The organism is Ruegeria atlantica, assembly GCF_001458195.1.
Classification (GTDB): domain Bacteria; phylum Pseudomonadota; class Alphaproteobacteria; order Rhodobacterales; family Rhodobacteraceae; genus Ruegeria; species Ruegeria atlantica.
The window spans coordinates 95709-110173 of sequence record NZ_CYPU01000023.1 but is presented as its reverse complement, the minus strand read 5'-3'; the positions used below and the strand labels follow the sequence as shown (position 1 = coordinate 110173).

At 57.9% G+C, this 14465-nt stretch carries 15 protein-coding genes; 7 read left to right on the top strand and 8 right to left on the bottom strand.

What is annotated here, in order from left to right; genetic code table 11:
• Positions 1–49: 49 nt before the first annotated feature.
• A complete protein-coding gene (locus tag RUA4292_RS07230; protein WP_058276986.1) occupies positions 50–1000 on the bottom strand; it encodes a pirin family protein in 951 nt (316 codons plus the stop codon).
• Positions 1001–1111: 111 nt separating this feature from the next.
• A complete protein-coding gene (locus RUA4292_RS07225) occupies positions 1112–1951 on the bottom strand; it encodes a phytanoyl-CoA dioxygenase family protein (RefSeq protein ID WP_058276985.1) in 840 nt (279 codons plus the stop codon).
• A 187-nt stretch (positions 1952–2138) separates the two neighbouring features.
• Between RUA4292_RS07225 and RUA4292_RS07220 the strand changes: the two genes are divergently transcribed.
• Together RUA4292_RS07220 and RUA4292_RS07215 are read left to right on the top strand one after the other, a co-directional pair.
• Positions 2139–2627 carry a peptidase associated/transthyretin-like domain-containing protein gene (locus RUA4292_RS07220; protein WP_058276984.1) on the top strand — a complete coding sequence of 163 codons (489 nt, stop codon included), beginning with the start codon at positions 2139–2141 and terminating at the stop codon, positions 2625–2627.
• Between the two features lie 47 nt (positions 2628–2674).
• The gene (locus RUA4292_RS07215) at positions 2675–3232 is read left to right on the top strand and encodes a ferric reductase-like transmembrane domain-containing protein (RefSeq protein WP_058276983.1); all 558 of its coding nucleotides are present in this window, start codon (positions 2675–2677) and stop codon (positions 3230–3232) included.
• Between the two features lie 32 nt (positions 3233–3264).
• Here the strand turns inward: RUA4292_RS07215 and RUA4292_RS07210 are convergent, their stop codons facing one another.
• From RUA4292_RS07210 to RUA4292_RS07200, 3 genes are read right to left on the bottom strand one after another with little or no spacing between them, the layout of a single operon-like run.
• A complete protein-coding gene (locus tag RUA4292_RS07210) occupies positions 3265–3612 on the bottom strand; it encodes a 5-carboxymethyl-2-hydroxymuconate Delta-isomerase (protein WP_058276982.1) in 348 nt (115 codons plus the stop codon).
• Positions 3613–3624: 12 nt separating this feature from the next.
• Positions 3625–4551, bottom strand: a complete 927-nt coding sequence (argF, locus tag RUA4292_RS07205; RefSeq protein ID WP_058276981.1) for an ornithine carbamoyltransferase — start codon at positions 4549–4551, stop codon at positions 3625–3627.
• Between the two features lie 13 nt (positions 4552–4564).
• Positions 4565–5767 carry an aspartate aminotransferase family protein gene (locus tag RUA4292_RS07200; protein WP_058276980.1) on the bottom strand — a complete coding sequence of 401 codons (1203 nt, stop codon included), beginning with the start codon at positions 5765–5767 and terminating at the stop codon, positions 4565–4567.
• A gap of 286 nt (positions 5768–6053) precedes the next feature.
• Between RUA4292_RS07200 and RUA4292_RS07195 the strand changes: the two genes are divergently transcribed.
• Together RUA4292_RS07195 and RUA4292_RS07190 are read left to right on the top strand one after the other, a co-directional pair.
• Positions 6054–6938 carry a DMT family transporter gene (locus RUA4292_RS07195; protein WP_058276979.1) on the top strand — a complete coding sequence of 295 codons (885 nt, stop codon included), beginning with the start codon at positions 6054–6056 and terminating at the stop codon, positions 6936–6938.
• 112 nt (positions 6939–7050) lie between these two features.
• The gene (locus RUA4292_RS07190) at positions 7051–8286 is read left to right on the top strand and encodes an MFS transporter (RefSeq protein ID WP_058276978.1); all 1236 of its coding nucleotides are present in this window, start codon (positions 7051–7053) and stop codon (positions 8284–8286) included.
• Here the strand turns inward: RUA4292_RS07190 and RUA4292_RS07185 are convergent.
• Positions 8283–9086 carry an ABC transporter permease gene (locus tag RUA4292_RS07185; RefSeq protein WP_058276977.1) on the bottom strand — a complete coding sequence of 268 codons (804 nt, stop codon included), beginning with the start codon at positions 9084–9086 and terminating at the stop codon, positions 8283–8285. The genes RUA4292_RS07190 and RUA4292_RS07185 overlap by 4 nt on opposite strands.
• A gap of 126 nt (positions 9087–9212) precedes the next feature.
• On the opposite strand from RUA4292_RS07185, the gene RUA4292_RS07180 reads away from it, so the two are divergent.
• Entirely contained in the window at positions 9213–9788 is a 576-nt protein-coding gene (locus RUA4292_RS07180; RefSeq protein WP_058277113.1) for a GcrA family cell cycle regulator, read from the top strand.
• A 158-nt stretch (positions 9789–9946) separates the two neighbouring features.
• Entirely contained in the window at positions 9947–10657 is a 711-nt protein-coding gene (locus RUA4292_RS07175; RefSeq protein WP_145974893.1) for a hypothetical protein, read from the top strand.
• Between the two features lie 3 nt (positions 10658–10660).
• Here RUA4292_RS07175 and RUA4292_RS07170 read toward each other — a convergent pair whose 3' ends face one another.
• The gene (locus RUA4292_RS07170; RefSeq protein ID WP_058276975.1) at positions 10661–11737 is read right to left on the bottom strand and encodes a T6SS phospholipase effector Tle1-like catalytic domain-containing protein; all 1077 of its coding nucleotides are present in this window, start codon (positions 11735–11737) and stop codon (positions 10661–10663) included.
• A complete protein-coding gene (locus RUA4292_RS07165; RefSeq protein ID WP_058276974.1) occupies positions 11715–14006 on the bottom strand; it encodes a xanthine dehydrogenase family protein molybdopterin-binding subunit in 2292 nt (763 codons plus the stop codon). Before RUA4292_RS07165 ends, RUA4292_RS07170 begins: the two co-directional genes overlap by 23 nt.
• A 90-nt stretch (positions 14007–14096) precedes the next feature.
• Between RUA4292_RS07165 and RUA4292_RS07160 the strand changes: the two genes are divergently transcribed.
• The gene (locus RUA4292_RS07160; protein WP_058276973.1) at positions 14097–14357 is read left to right on the top strand and encodes a hypothetical protein; all 261 of its coding nucleotides are present in this window, start codon (positions 14097–14099) and stop codon (positions 14355–14357) included.
• The last annotated feature ends 108 nt before the right edge of the window (positions 14358–14465 follow it).

Here is a 14465-nt window from a genome sequence, read left to right as displayed (position 1 = left end):
GCGAGGATTGCCGGTATCGCAAGTTCGGACAAGGCCCCCTGACGTCTGGTTAACGTGCCCGTCTTGGGCTTGTGCGCTCCAACTCGTCGGAAATCGGAATGAACTCCTGATCATCGCCGGGGGGCAGGTGGAAGGCACCGTTGGCCCAATCCGCGGCTTTCCATTCGCGAGTGGCGTTTTCAATTTTTTCCTTCGAAGAGGACACGAAATTCCACCAGATATAGCGATCCTCGTTCAGTGTGGCCCCGCCCAGCAGCATCAACCGCGCGCCAAACGGACCCGCCTTGACCGAAAGGCGATCGCCCGGGCGGAACACCATCATGCGACCTTCCTCGAACGTGTCGCCCGCAATCTCAACCGATCCCTGAATGACAAAAACCCCGCGATCTTCGTGGTCGTCGGGCAATGGAAAGGCGGCGCCGGGTTCAAGTTGCATGTCCAGATAGAAGGTTTCCGACAGCATCGTCACCGGGCTGGTTTCGCCATAAGCCGAACCAAGGATCAGCCGCGCGCTGACGCCGTTGTCTTGGATATGCGGCAGCGCGCCCTGCTTGTGGTGCTCAAAATCCGGGGCCATGTCCTCGTACATCTCAGGCAGTGCAATCCAGGTCTGAACACCGAACAGGCTGTGCCGCTTAGCCCGCGTTTCTTCACTGGTACGTTCCGAATGGGTCACGCCGCGGCCAGCCACCATCCAGTTCACTTCACCTGGATAGATCATCTTATGCGTGCCAAGGCTGTCGCGGTGCTCAAACTCGCCCTGATACAGGTAGGTCACTGTACCCAAGCCGATATGAGGGTGCGGCCGCACGTCGATGCCACCGTCAGTGATGAACTCGGCGGGGCCCACCTGATCGAAAAAGATGAAAGGGCCGACCAGTTGCCGTTTGAGCGAGGGCAACGCGCGCCGCACCTCGAAACCGCCCAGATCACGGGCACGAGGGATGATCAGTGTCTCCAGAGGCGAATTCTCGGGGTTTTGGGTAGGATTCCAACTCATGCCTGCTCTCCCACGATCAGTTCATTCGGTTCACTGATGTAGGTTAGGCCTGAAATACTCGCCTTTCAATTTGCAGAAACGCACAGAACGGGTGCGGACCCGGACCATACATTAGGCACGGCGCGGCCAAAGCTGCGGGAAAAACGCCCCATCAATTCGATCACCTTCGCGATATCCTTCGGCTTCGAACTGCGCCCGTTCATCCTTGGCCCAATCCCCCCGATACCGGATCCTGCCATCCGGAGCGGTCATCCGCAGCGTAAACCGGCGTACCGTTTCCGTTGGGGTGACTGATGACAGCCCACCGTGCAAGGTGCGCATGTCGAAGAAGATGCAGTCGCCCAGATTCATATCCCATTGTAAAAGATCGAATGCATCCGGATCGGCATTGACGTCAGGCGGCGGGTGATAGGTCAACCCTGCAACCTCGGTGGGTTCGTAGCTGGGATGCCCGTCGGCGAACCTGACCCGCATGAACAGCTTGTCCCACAGATGCGAGCCTTTGACGAAGGCGATACCGTTTTCTTTGGTAACCGGCTCAAGCGGCAACCACAGGACTAACATCGTGCCTTCGAAGTCGAAATAGGACAGGTCCTGATGAAACGGAGGACGCGAAGTTGATCCAGCCTCGCGCAGGAACCAGTTGTCCATGACAAGATTGATCGATGGTGCACCCAGCAACTGTGCGGCAAGCGGAGCACAAGGTGAATTGTGAACGAATTGCGTGAATTGCGGGATTTTATTCCAAGCCCAGTAGTCCTCGAAATAGGCAGGTGCGCGGGGGTCCTTGGTATGGCGGGTGAAATTATCGGTTGGGCGGGCCAAATCCGCGTCGATGCCGTCTCGCAAAAGTGCCAGCCAATCCTCTGAGAACCTAGAGCGCAGCACAACCGCACCGTCGCGCTTGAACGCCTTGATTTCTTCGTCTGAGACAACGTCTTCGACAACCATAGTGCAGGACTCCCCGAACTGACGGATTTCAGGATGGCACCTGCGCGGGGGCACGGTCAAAGGAATTCACAATTTGTCACCCCCGCCGCGCGCCCCCTCGGAAACTGAAACAATCGTGCTATCTTTCCGCTGAAAGGATGCCCGGCATTGTCGAGGCGTGGTGAAACACTTGAAAAGAGAGGTTTGCATGCCTGGTCTTAAGTTCTCTCGTCGTTCTTTGGTTTTGGCGTCTGGGGCTGTTCTGGCAACGGGTGCGACAGGCTTTTTGGTGCCAGCGCGCGCAAGTGGTGTGGCCCCCACCGCATCCATGCGCGGAGGGTCCAACAATTACCGTCCCGGCGCGCCCATCGTTGACCGGATTGGCGGCGGCGGGTTCTGGATGACCGGAACAGTGCGACGCGCCGGGGACGGTGCACCCCTGCCCGGTCAGCGCATCCAGATCTGGGCGCATACGACAGAAGGCCACGAACGCGATCCGCAGAGCCACGGCGCAACTCTGACCGATGCCAATGGCGAGTTCCGACTGGAGATGCCGCAGATCGTACCCGCCTTTGGCCAGCCACACGGCCATCTAGCTTATGACAGTGGTGAGTTCGAAACGGTTTTCCTGCGCCCAATTATGGGCAGCTCCAAGGACAAAACCTTGGCCGCGCATTTCGTTCTGCAGCCTGCCTAACGACAGTGCGTCGAAGCCTAGTAATCTGGACCTTTGTGATCCTTGCCATGGCCGTACCGATTATCGCGGCTGCGGCGAGCCCTCAGCTGGCATGGCGTGAACCGATCTACATCACGGCCGGATTTGCCGGTGTTATTTCAATGTGCCTGCTGTTGATGCAGCCGCTACTTGCGGGCCGTTTGTTGCCAGGGCTGACCCCGGTTGCCAGCCGCCATTGGCATAGGTGGTGTGGGCTAGCATTAGTTGCAGCCATTCTGATCCATGTCGGTGGTTTGTGGATCACCAGCCCGCCCGACGTTATTGACGCTCTGTTATTTGTTTCACCGACACCGTTTTCGGCTTGGGGTGTGATTGCGCTGTGGGCCGCGTTCGGAGCCGCGTTTCTAGGTCTTTCTCGCAAGCGCCTTGGCTTAAGGTTTCGCGTCTGGAGGTTGGGTCATGCGAGCCTTGCGATCATCACCATTATTGGCAGTGTCGTACATGCCCTGATGATTGAAGGTACCATGGAGGTCATGACCAAGTGGGTGTTGTGCGGTCTGGTCGTGTTGGCGAGCGTCGCGACGCTCGCCAAATTTCAGATTTGGGATATCAGGCGACCCACCTGAACAACACAGGATCTGTGACAACCGGACACTGGCTATGGCCCGGCCAGCCGTTTAACGTAGGAAGTGCGGTTCATCTGAACGTCTTGCACTGTGATGCTGCCAACCTCGGGCAAGGCCGCCGACAGAAACTCCAGTATGGCCGCGTTAAGCTCAGAGCGCGTCGCCTCGTCACGACCCTGCATCAGCAGAAGCGTGGCGTGGACAAAGCTCTGGGGATCAGTGCCGATACGGTAGTATTCTATCGGAATGGCGCGGACTTTTATCGTTTCAGCGTCGAATTCACGATGTTCAGCCAGCAAGGCAAATAGCTGATCGCAAATTGCCTGAACATCATGGATCTGCTCTATGCCTTTCGAAAACTCCAATGTGACATGGGGCATGATGGACTCCGTTCAGACGCCCAGACACCAGCGCATCACAGCCTTTTGCGCGTGCAGACGGTTTTCGGCCTCGTCGAAGATGACTGAGTTGGGGCCGTCCATCACTTCGGATGTCGCTTCTTCTTCGCGGTGGGCAGGCAAGCAGTGCATGAACAGCGCGTCCGATTTTGCATGTGACATCAGCTCGGCGTTGACCTGATAGGGGCGCAGCATGTTGTGGCGACGTTCCTTGGCGGACTGGGAATCGTGCATTGAAACCCAGGTATCGGCGACCACCAGATCGGCACCCTCAACCGCTTTATACGGGTCTCGTTCGACCACGATTTTCGAGCCCTTTTGACGGGCAAGCCCCATAAACTCTTCTTCCGGATCAAGCTGGGCCGGGCCGGTGAAGGTGAAATCGAACCCAAACTGCCCCGCGGCATGCAGGAACGACGCGCAAACATTGTTGCCGTCGCCGGTCCAGACTACTTTCTTGCCTGCAATCGGGCCGCGGTGTTCCTCAAACGTCAGCACATCCGCCATGATCTGGCAGGGATGGGTGCGGTCAGTCAGGCCGTTGATGACTGGCACGTCCGAGTATTCCGACATCTCGGTCAGAATGGTCTCATCGAAGGTCCGGATCATGATCATGTCGACATAGCGCGACAGGACGCGGGCGGTGTCGGCGATGGTTTCGCCGTGGCCCAGTTGCATATCCTTGCCCGACAGCACCATGGTCTGCCCGCCCATCTGGCGCACGCCCACGTCAAAGGACACGCGCGTTCTGGTGGATGGTTTTTCGAAGATCAGCGCGACCATGCGGTCTTTCAGAGGCTGTTCGTCGTCAAGTGCTGCCTTTGGGCGGCCCAGGCGCGCCTGTTTCATAGCACCCGCCTGATCAATCATGGTCCGCAGATCGCCCGCGTCGGTTTTATGGATATCGAGGAAATGGTTCATTTCAGTTCACTTTTCATTCGGGTGTGTCGTAAGCCGAAGCCATTGACTCTTCGACCTGCGCAGCGGCTTTGTCGAGGCGGATCACGGCCTGGGCGATGTCATCCTCGGTCAATGTCAGCGGCGGAAGCAGGCGGATCACGTTATCGGCTGCGGGGACGGTAATGACCTCATTATCATAGCCGGCGTTGACCATGTCGATATTGGGCGCTTTGCACTTCAGGCCCAGCATCAGTCCTGTTCCGCGCACTTCTTCGAAGACCTCCGGGTGCTCGGCGATTAGCCCTTCGAGCTTCTGGCGCAGCATCCCGGCCTTGCGGTTGACGCCCTCCAGGAATGCAGGCGTTGCCACCTGATCAATAACGGCGCAGCCCACGGCACAGCCTAGCGGGTTGCCGCCATAGGTAGAGCCATGCGTGCCTGCCGTCATACCGCTGGCGGCGTCTTCCGTGGCGAGAACCGCCCCTAGAGGGAAGCCACCGCCGATGCCTTTGGCGACCATCATGATGTCCGGGGTAGTTCCAGCCCATTCATGGGCGAACAGCTTGCCGGTACGACCTACTCCACATTGCACCTCATCGAGGATCAAAAGCAGGCCGTTGTCATCGCAAATTTGGCGCAAGGCTTTGAGTTCCGCGTCTGGAACCGGACGGATGCCGCCCTCGCCCTGCACGGGTTCGATCATGATCGCGGCGGTTTTATCGGTGATCGCATTGGTGACGCCATCGAGGTCGCCAAACGTGACATGAACAAAGCCCGGCAGCAGTGGACCGAAGCCCTTGGTCATCTTCTCAGACCCGGCAGCGGCAATACCAGCCGACGACCGGCCGTGGAACGAGCCATCAAAGGTGATGATCTCGACCCGTTCAGGCTGATCCTTGTCATAGAAGTACTTGCGGGCCATTTTCACGGCCAGTTCGCAAGATTCTGTGCCCGAGTTTGTAAAGAAAACTGTATCAGCAAAGGTGTGCTCGACCAGTTTGTCTGCCAGGGCTTGCTGCTGTGGGATGTGGTAAAGGTTTGAAACATGCCACAGCGCGTGCGCCTGCTCGGTCAGGGCATTGACCAGTGCGGGATGTGCATGGCCCAGCGCATTCACGGCGATCCCAGCGCCCAGGTCCAGAAAACGTCGGCCATCCGCCTCGGTCAGCCAGGCGCCTTCACCCTTCACGAAAGTCAGGGGCGCGCGGTTATAGGTCGGCAGAACGGACGGGATCATGGGATCATCCTTTTCAGGTAGTTTGAGCCTTGTGAGTGATACACTCGGCCTGTGTTCGTCAACTGATTTGGTGGAAATTGCGCCGATTTGAACAGCGCAAATAGATCAAAGAGGCCGGTTACGCGGCGAAGCGTCGGAGTCGCAGGATATGTGCGTTTTTGATCATAAGCCGCCGTATAGCGCTGCCCGAAGCATCTGAAAACCCTGAAATTGGCAACCAGCGAAAATACTTGGGTCGACGCATTTGCCGCTTGCCATTTGACATGCGCTGACGCACCGCTGACATATGTTTGTCGCCAAAGCCCACAATCCGCCTCTTGCGGCCGTGCTGATCACCGCCGCCAGTGCGTTGCTGGCCGGGACCACCCTGCTGGCCAAAGCCTTGGGAACGGACACGTTGGGTCCTGCGCTGCATCCAATGCAGATCAGTCATGGGCGGTTTCTGTTTGCCTTTATCGTGATCGCCACCGCCGTAGGCGTGATGCGGCCCCGCTTGCAACGTCCGCATTGGGGGCTGCATATTGGGCGTACAAGTTTCGGCTGGGTCGGTATTACGCTGATGTTCGCCTCGGTGGCATTCATCCCGATCGCGGATGCGACGGCGATTTCCTTTCTGAACCCGGTCTTTGCAATGGTGTTGGCAATCCCGCTGCTGAAAGAAGGCGTCGGCCCTTGGCGCTGGCTGGCGGCAGCGGTGGCGCTGGCTGGGGCGCTGATACTGTTGCGCCCGACACCCGATAGCTTTCAGCCAGCAGCCCTGTTGGCACTGACCGCAGCCGCAGTCATCGGGATGGAGCTGATATTCATCAAGAAACTCTCGGGTCGAGAAATCCCGATCCAGATCTTGCTGATCAACAACGCAATGGGCCTGACGATTGCCTCTGTCGCGGTGAGCTTTGTATTCCAGATGCCAACTTTAGAACAATGGGCAGCGCTGGCGGGTATTGGCGCGCTGATGGCCTGCGCGCAGGCGTGTTTTGTGAACGGCATGGCCCGGGCGGATGCCTCATTTGTTGCCCCAATCAGCTATGCGACGCTGATTTTCGCCGCTTTCTACGATTTCGTGATTTTCGGCGTGATTCCGGACGGGATCAGCATGATCGGCTCAGCCATAATTTTGACCGGCGGACTTATTCTTGTCTGGCGAGAAGCGCGGGCGCGGCAGGCCTGAAACTCTAAAAAGTTTTCCTGACATGGGCCGGGGGCGACCTGTATGTCGCAAACCCGGAAGAACGCGGATTGATCCGGCGCAACGTAACCTCAGTTGATTTGAGAGTTTACCCATGCACGAACGCCGTATCCCCGAATGGGTGCGCCATGCCCCAGCACCTTCAGTCCGCGATTTCGGCATCCTGGCCGGATTCGAGGCCATTGTCCGCGGCATTCTGATATCGGTCTTTCCACTGGCCATGTACCGAGCATTGGGTGATGCGTCTTCGGTATCATTCCTGTATTTTCTGGTCGGCGTTATCTCGTTGGTTGCGGGGCTGATGGTGCCGTTCCTGATCCGCTTCATACCGCGCAGATGGGCGTATACTGTTGGTTGCCTCATGTTCATCGGCGGTGCCCTTCTGGCGATTGAGGGCAGCCCGGCGGCAGTGGTAGGTGCCCTTGCCCTGAACACGGTCGCGACAGTGGTCACATTCATTTGCTTCAATGCTTATGTCCTGGATTACATCAGCAAAATCGAGCTGGGCAAATGTGAGACCAGCCGCATGTTTTATAGCGCGCTGGGCTGGGCAGGCGGACCGATGGCCGGCGTCTTACTGCTGGAGGTCTGGGCCCCTGCCCCCTTTGTCATCAGCGCCTTGGCAGGTGCGGTTATGCTGATCCAGTTCTGGCGCATGCGGTTGGGCAATGGCAAGTTGATCACCAAGGCGCGAGGCACCGCAAAAAACCCGCTGGCCTTTCTGCCACGCTTCTTTGCGCAACCCCGCCTGGTCGCGGGATATCTTTTCGCCATGATCCGATCCTGCGGCTGGTGGATCTACGTGGTGTATCTACCCATTTTCGCAATTCAAAACGGGCTGGGTGAGCAACTGGGTGGCATCCTTCTGTCCACCACCAACGCGATGCTGTTCGCAGCTCCGCTTATTCTGCGCTGGGTGCAGGGGCGTTCGATTCGCACAGCAGTCCGCGTGGGTTTTGCTGCCTGCGGAACCTGCTTTGTCACTGCTGGGGCAATCGCAGGTTGGCCGATCGCGGCGGTTGCGGCGTTGGTTCTTGGGTCCATCTGGCTGATCGTTCTGGACATTTGCGCAGGGCTGCCATTCCTCATGGCAGTGAAACCGTCCGAACGCACTGAAATGTCAGCGATCTACTCCAGCTACCGCGACGTTTCCGGCATTCTGACACCCGGAGTTGCATCACTGGTCCTTCTGATCTCACCCGTCGCCGGGGTGTTCGCGGTCGGAGGGTTAGCTCTGTTCGGGGCCTGGGCCGTGGCCGCAAATCTGCACCCCCGATTGGGAAAGCCCAGAATGACTTTTCAACCCGGTTCACTGGCCGAGACGGGTTAAGCCTTAAGGCGATACCCCGTTCGCAGCATCTGCCAGGTCAGCGCACCGACCAGCAGCGTGGCACCGGTGCATACCGCAATACCCAACCAGGGTGAGCTGTCGGACACGCCGATCATCCCATAGCGCAAGCCGTCGATCAGATAGAAAACCGGGTTCACATGACTCAGGCGGTTCAGGATCGGAGGCAGCGCCTGGACCGAGTAAAACGTACCCGACAGGAAAGCCAATGGTGTCACGATGAAATTCGTGATGGCCGCCATCTGATCAAACTTGTTGGCAAAAATACCGGCGAACAGACCTAAGGCCCCCATGAATGCGCCACCCAGAACTACAAAAAGCAGGGCAAACAACGGGTTTTGCGGGTATATGCCCAAAACCAGCGCAAGTGCGACCGCAACCACACAAGCGATCAGAACGCCGCGTGCGACGCCACCGGCCAGATAGCCCAACAGGATCTCAAGCGGTGATAAAGGCGGCATCAACGTATCGACGATGTTTCCCTGCACTTTGGCGATCACCATCGACGAAGAAGTGTTGGCGAACGCATTCTGGATCACGGTCATCATCATAATGCCGGGCGCCAGAAAGGTCAGGAACGGCACCCCCATCACATCCGGACGCCCCGGACCTATGGCGATATTGAAGATCAGCAGGAACAGCCCGGCCGTCACAAGCGGCGCCAACAGGGTTTGCGTCCAGACCGCCAGAAACCGCAGTGTTTCACGCTGGGCCAGCGTGTAAAGCCCCATCCAGTTTACTGTTCCGAAACGCCGTTCGCTCTGATCTGCGGAAATCTGCATCACCTGCCCTCATCCTGATTCGAGAACCGCTTGTAACTCGGCTCGCAGTGATTAAAATAGGGGGCTGAGACGAATTCCCAAGGCGGCCTGAATCCAGGGCCGCTTTCCGCTTTTGAAAGGCAAATGATGTCCTGGACTGACGAGCGCGTAGAACTGCTGAAAAAAATGTGGGGCGAGGGCCAGTCGGCCAGCCAGATCGCCAAGGAACTGGGCGGCGTAACCCGCAATGCGGTGATCGGCAAGGTGCACCGTCTGGGCCTGTCGAACCGCGCAACCGGTGCCTCTCCGGCCAAATCCGAACCTAAAGACAAACCGGCACCCGCGCCCAAGGCCGAGGCCAAGCCAAGGCCCGCGCCTAAGACCGAACCGGCGCGCCCAACGCCGGCACCTGCAGCCGAGACAAAACCGGCCGTTCCGGCGCGCCGCCAGATCATCCCGGCGGGTCAGCCACTGCCGCCGCAACCTTCGGCCAACGAAATCAGCCCCGAGGCGCTGGCTAAGGTCAACGAGATCGAGAAGAAGGCCAAGAAGCTGACGCTGATGGAACTGACCGAGAAGACCTGCAAATGGCCCGTAGGCGACCCCGCGACCGAGGATTTCTGGTTCTGCGGCCTGCCGGTTGAAGCGGGTAAACCTTATTGCGAAGCGCATGTTGGCGTAGCCTTCCAGCCAATGAGCTCGCGTCGCGAACGGCGGCGGTAAACTCTAAGGCGTGCGCGCTGGTCTCTTAGTGTGACACGAGCGACTTGTTTTCTTAACTGACCACCCATCGAAAGGCGGGTGGTCAGTCATTTTTTGACCAGAGAGATTCTGCTATTCCACCAAGATTGAGATACAAAGTCCTATTCTTCGCCTATGCTGTGCTGATCTTTATTGCCTACATGCAGCCGTTAGATCCGCAATTGTTCGAACCAAACACGGACAGAAAAGCCCTCTTATTGTTCATTCAAGGCTTGTTTCTGCTCGTTTGGCTCATCCCAGCCGCACCCATGTGCATTGGTGGACTTGCCTTGCTGGGGATGTGTCCAATCCCGCGTCTTCTAGCAGTATTTCTGGCGATCTCGTCAGTAGTGATTGGACTACTGCTGACACTGGCATCCGGCGTGCTCGCCTTATTTTCGGACACTCAGCTATTGCATGGGATCAGCTTAACGATCGCGATTGCATCGAGCTTTCTCATTTGGTCGGGTCGTGATGGGAAACCAAATCCATCACGGACTGCGAAAATCGGGATATCGATCTCGACTCTGATCGCGCTCTGGTCCCTGCTGACGATTCCGATGCTCTTGTTTCAAGCACGGTTGATCGCGGACGGTTCACCCTATTGCATCGCCGAGCATTCAGAGAATTCTCCGATCGAAACCCTGCACGAGCTACGTGGATTCTCATTCTACACAACAAAAACCGGGTACAAATCGACGTCTGAATGGTACTTTCACGGTTTGATGATCGTAGATCATCCGGACGATCAAAGGGTTTACAATTGGTCTCCAAGACATTGGCGATTCGATCTTGTAGAACGCCCGGAAGCACTGATCGAACCGGTCAGAAACGTCTGCGGCGCAAAGTAAGTTCTACTGCGCCGGATGCGACGGCAAATCCGGCATTGGTACCCAGCGTGGTAACTCATCCGGCGAGACTGAGACATGGAGCTTCTCTGACCGGTCGCGGCCCACCTTGCGGTGCTTGCGCAGTAGGAAAATCTTGCCCCAGCCACGCCAGGTTCCGACAGAACGGGCGGAGGTATCCGTCGGGAACCGATCACGCCAACCCTCAGGTAGCGGAAGACCATGCAGTTCTGCCTTATCCAGCATCCAGACCAGAGAAATGTTGCTGAGGGGACGGGCCTCTTCAAAGCCGTTCAACTGGCCACCCACATCACCGTGAGTGCCACGGAACCAAACTTGTTCGACATGGCCTTTGAATTCGGGCGTACATTTCCACAAGACCGGCTCAAACACTTCGCGAGTCTCGTCCAGTGCCATTGCGTGGTACCCGTGGCGCGTCGCCGGTCCAAGCTGGTGGGTGTGAAAGGCGTGACGCTCCTCGGCCCAGCGCCACAGTAGCGGCAGACGCATGCCCAGCGCTTTGACCGTATCCCAGACGCCAACCATCTCAATCGCCACATCTTCGTGACAAAATTGCCTCCGGAACTCGGCCGCAGCCGACCCGCTGGCATTGCATTCATAGTGCCGGTAGGCCTGTTTGATGTTGCGCACAGTGGCATGTTCGGCCTTGAGCAGACCGATCATGTCAATCACACCAGCCAAGCTGCGCACACCGTAAGCGCCGCGTGAATAGCCGATGAAATAGATACGGTCGCCGGGTTTGTAGCGTGAAGCGAGATAGCCATATGCGCGGCGGATCTGGCGGTTGATGCCCCGCCCCATCATCACGTCCAGCGAGGACTTCCAGTTTTCCCATTGCACACCAGATTCGTAAAAGACGGACACTTTGCTGCCCATTTCGCGGCATAGTCGCAGGGTCTGGCCCGCATGGGTTTCATAGCCCGGCTCCAACGTCGACATGGTGCCGTCCAAGATAATCACGTGGCTGACGGGCTCGCGGTGAAGCGCCTCGGCGGAATGCTCGGACCGTAAGGGTCGTCCGAGCCATCCCAGTACCTTTCTACTCAGCCGCGACAGAACCATGCGTCAACAATTCCCATACTTTATGAGGTGTGAAAGGCATGTCCGCCTGCCGCACCCCGTAATCCCAGAGCGCATCCTGAACCGCGTTTGCCACCGCGGCCAGCGCGCCCACGGTGCCGGCCTCTCCGCATCCTTTCATCCCCATCGGGTTGGAAGTTGACGGAACCGGCGCCGAGGTAAACTTAATCATGGGTATCTCGGCCGCGCGGGGCAAGGCGTAATCCATCAACGAAGCCGTGAGCAGTTGCCCCTGCGCATCATGCACAACACGCTCCGTCAATGCCTGACCGATACCTTGTGCCACCCCGCCATGCACCTGCCCTTCGGCCAGCATCGGGTTGATAAGATTACCGAAGTCGTCGACGACAGTATAGCGATCCACCCAGGTTTCACCGGTGTAAGAATCAATCACGACTTCGGCAACATGTGCGCCATTGGGATAGCTGCGCGCATCCAGATTGGCGCTGGCTTCATGGCTCAGCAGGTCGGCGCGCCCATCGGCGCGGGCCATCTCCGCAGCCTCGGTGAGCGTCGGCGTCAGGTTTGATCCCGGCGCGCGGAAGGTTTCATGGTCGAAACGCACATCTCTTTCCTCCACCCCCATCTTATTCGCCAGATACGGCGTGAATGCGGCGATCATGACATCTATTGTCGCCAACGTGGCCGTGCTTTGCACCGTGACCGAACGTGACCCGCCAGTCCCGCCACCATGTGGCAACTGATCGCTGTCACCCTGGACCACATTGATCTGGTCCATTGGAACTCCGGTTTGGTCTGCCAGGAATTGCGCATAGACCGTCTCATGCCCCTGCCCGTTCGATTGGGTGCCGACATAAAGGTTCACCGTGCCATCCTCGCAGAACTCGACTTTCGCGTTTTCCGAAGGGTCACCCAAAATGCTTTCGATATAGTAACACAAGCCCCGCCCCCGGATCAGGCCACGTTCCGCATCTGCAGTTTTTCGCGTCGTGAACCCCTGGGTCTGGGCATAAGCACGGGACAGGACCATATCGAAATCACCTACGTCATAGATTTCGCCGGTCGCGGTTTTGTAGGGGAAGTTTTCCGGCAGGATGAAATTCCTGCGGCGCAACTCCCAAGGATCGACGCCCAGTTGGCGCGCGGCGCGATCCATGACACGTTCCAGAACATAGATCGCCTCGGGCCGCCCTGCCCCCCGATAGGCGTCGACTTGCGTGGTGTTGGTATAGAACCCCTCAACCCGCAGATACGTCGTTTGAACGTCGTAAACCCCCATCAACACCTTGCTGAAAAGACTGGTCTGGATCGCTTGCCCGAAATGACTGCTATACGCACCCAGATTTACCTTGCTGTGCACACGGTAGGCCGTGATTTTCAGGTCCTCGTCAAAGGCGAGCTCAGCCAATGAGGTCAGGTCGCGACCGTGATGATCCGACAGCATCGCCTCGGATCGGTCAGACATCCAATGAACCGGCTGCCCGAGTTTCATCGCTGCAACTGAGACGCAAAAATACTCAGGGTACGGCATGACCTTCATGCCGAATCCGCCACCCACATCCGGAGTAGTGACACGGATCGCCTCGGGTTCCAGCTTCAGCTTTTGCGCCAACTGCCCCCGCATCGCCCAGACGCCTTGCCCACCATAGGCAAAGTGCAAACGTCCATCGACCCAATTGGCCTGACATCCCCGTGGCTCGATTGAGGTAATGATCACGCGGTTGTCGGCCACATCCAGCGAAACGGTATGCGCGGCGGCCTGAAAGGCGGCATCGGTTGCTGCTTCATCCCCCAACCCCCAATCAAAAGCACGATTGTCGGCGACCTGATCATGCAGTGGTTCACCACCGGCTTCGACATCCAGTTTTGCGGGCAGATCATCTGTGTCCATCCAGATCATCTCAACCGCATCTCGCGCCTGCAACAGCGTGTCTGCGATCACGACAGCCACAGGTTCGCCAACAAACCGGACGCGGTCTTGGGCCAGCATATGCCTGTCGGGCGCAAGGGTCTGAGAGCCATCGCGGTTCTGCACAATTGCTGCGTTCATCACAGTGTCGATCCCAGCCGTCGAGAGATCATCCAGCGTCATGACAAGGCGCACCCCTTCCGCTTCACGCGCGGCATCCAAATCCAGCGCCGTGATCCGACCATGGGCAACCGGGCTGCGAAAAAAAGCTGCGAACAGAGCATCTCCGGGTACATCATCGTCCATGTATCGTCCGTGCCCGGTCAGAAACCGCTGATCTTCTGTCCGTTTGACGGGCTGGCTTTTGCCGAATTTTTCCATGCGATGATCCTCCTGCGATGGCGACCGTAGCCCAGCCCAAGGCGATGTCCAGTCGAACGGACAGCTTCCTCGTGTCTTGCCAGTCATTTTTTGGTTAACCTACAGATCATCACATGGGCACATGGCAGCGTATTTCCGTTCACCGCCCTGCTGACCAGCGGCGGCGAAGCCACCCGCGACGTGTATGTCGGTGCCGACGCCCGCGCGGGCATGGTATGGAACGGCCCCGGCCTCGTCATGCGCTACGCCGATGACAAACTTGCGTCAGAGCGGCATATGGGCGTCCTGAAGGATGCTTTCGGTGATCATCTTGAGACGGTGGAATTGGCGGTAACGACCACTCATTGCTGACTCTGGATTTTCATCAACCGGCCTACCAGCGTGTTCAGGACTATTTTCGCGCGCGCTTTGCCCAAGCCGAATAGCATACAACCCTTCCCCTTCCCTTACGCATTCGCT

What these genes read in the sequence shown, in the direction of transcription:
- RUA4292_RS07210 (WP_058276982.1), bottom strand. Translation starts at nt 3,612, where the DNA reads ATGCCCCATGTCACATTGGAGTTTTCGAAAGGCATAGAGCAGATCCAT.
- RUA4292_RS07225 (WP_058276985.1), bottom strand. Translation starts at nt 1,951, where the DNA reads ATGGTTGTCGAAGACGTTGTCTCAGACGAAGAAATCAAGGCGTTCAAG.
- RUA4292_RS07190 (WP_058276978.1), top strand. Translation starts at nt 7,051, where the DNA reads ATGCACGAACGCCGTATCCCCGAATGGGTGCGCCATGCCCCAGCACCT.
- argF (WP_058276981.1), bottom strand. Translation starts at nt 4,551, where the DNA reads ATGAACCATTTCCTCGATATCCATAAAACCGACGCGGGCGATCTGCGG.
- RUA4292_RS07195 (WP_058276979.1), top strand. Translation starts at nt 6,054, where the DNA reads ATGTTTGTCGCCAAAGCCCACAATCCGCCTCTTGCGGCCGTGCTGATC.
- RUA4292_RS07215 (WP_058276983.1), top strand. Translation starts at nt 2,675, where the DNA reads ATGGCCGTACCGATTATCGCGGCTGCGGCGAGCCCTCAGCTGGCATGG.
- RUA4292_RS07170 (WP_058276975.1), bottom strand. Translation starts at nt 11,737, where the DNA reads ATGGTTCTGTCGCGGCTGAGTAGAAAGGTACTGGGATGGCTCGGACGA.
- RUA4292_RS07185 (WP_058276977.1), bottom strand. Translation starts at nt 9,086, where the DNA reads ATGCAGATTTCCGCAGATCAGAGCGAACGGCGTTTCGGAACAGTAAAC.
- RUA4292_RS07180 (WP_058277113.1), top strand. Translation starts at nt 9,213, where the DNA reads ATGTCCTGGACTGACGAGCGCGTAGAACTGCTGAAAAAAATGTGGGGC.
- RUA4292_RS07165 (WP_058276974.1), bottom strand. Translation starts at nt 14,006, where the DNA reads ATGGAAAAATTCGGCAAAAGCCAGCCCGTCAAACGGACAGAAGATCAG.
- RUA4292_RS07230 (WP_058276986.1), bottom strand. Translation starts at nt 1,000, where the DNA reads ATGAGTTGGAATCCTACCCAAAACCCCGAGAATTCGCCTCTGGAGACA.
- RUA4292_RS07220 (WP_058276984.1), top strand. Translation starts at nt 2,139, where the DNA reads ATGCCTGGTCTTAAGTTCTCTCGTCGTTCTTTGGTTTTGGCGTCTGGG.
- RUA4292_RS07200 (WP_058276980.1), bottom strand. Translation starts at nt 5,767, where the DNA reads ATGATCCCGTCCGTTCTGCCGACCTATAACCGCGCGCCCCTGACTTTC.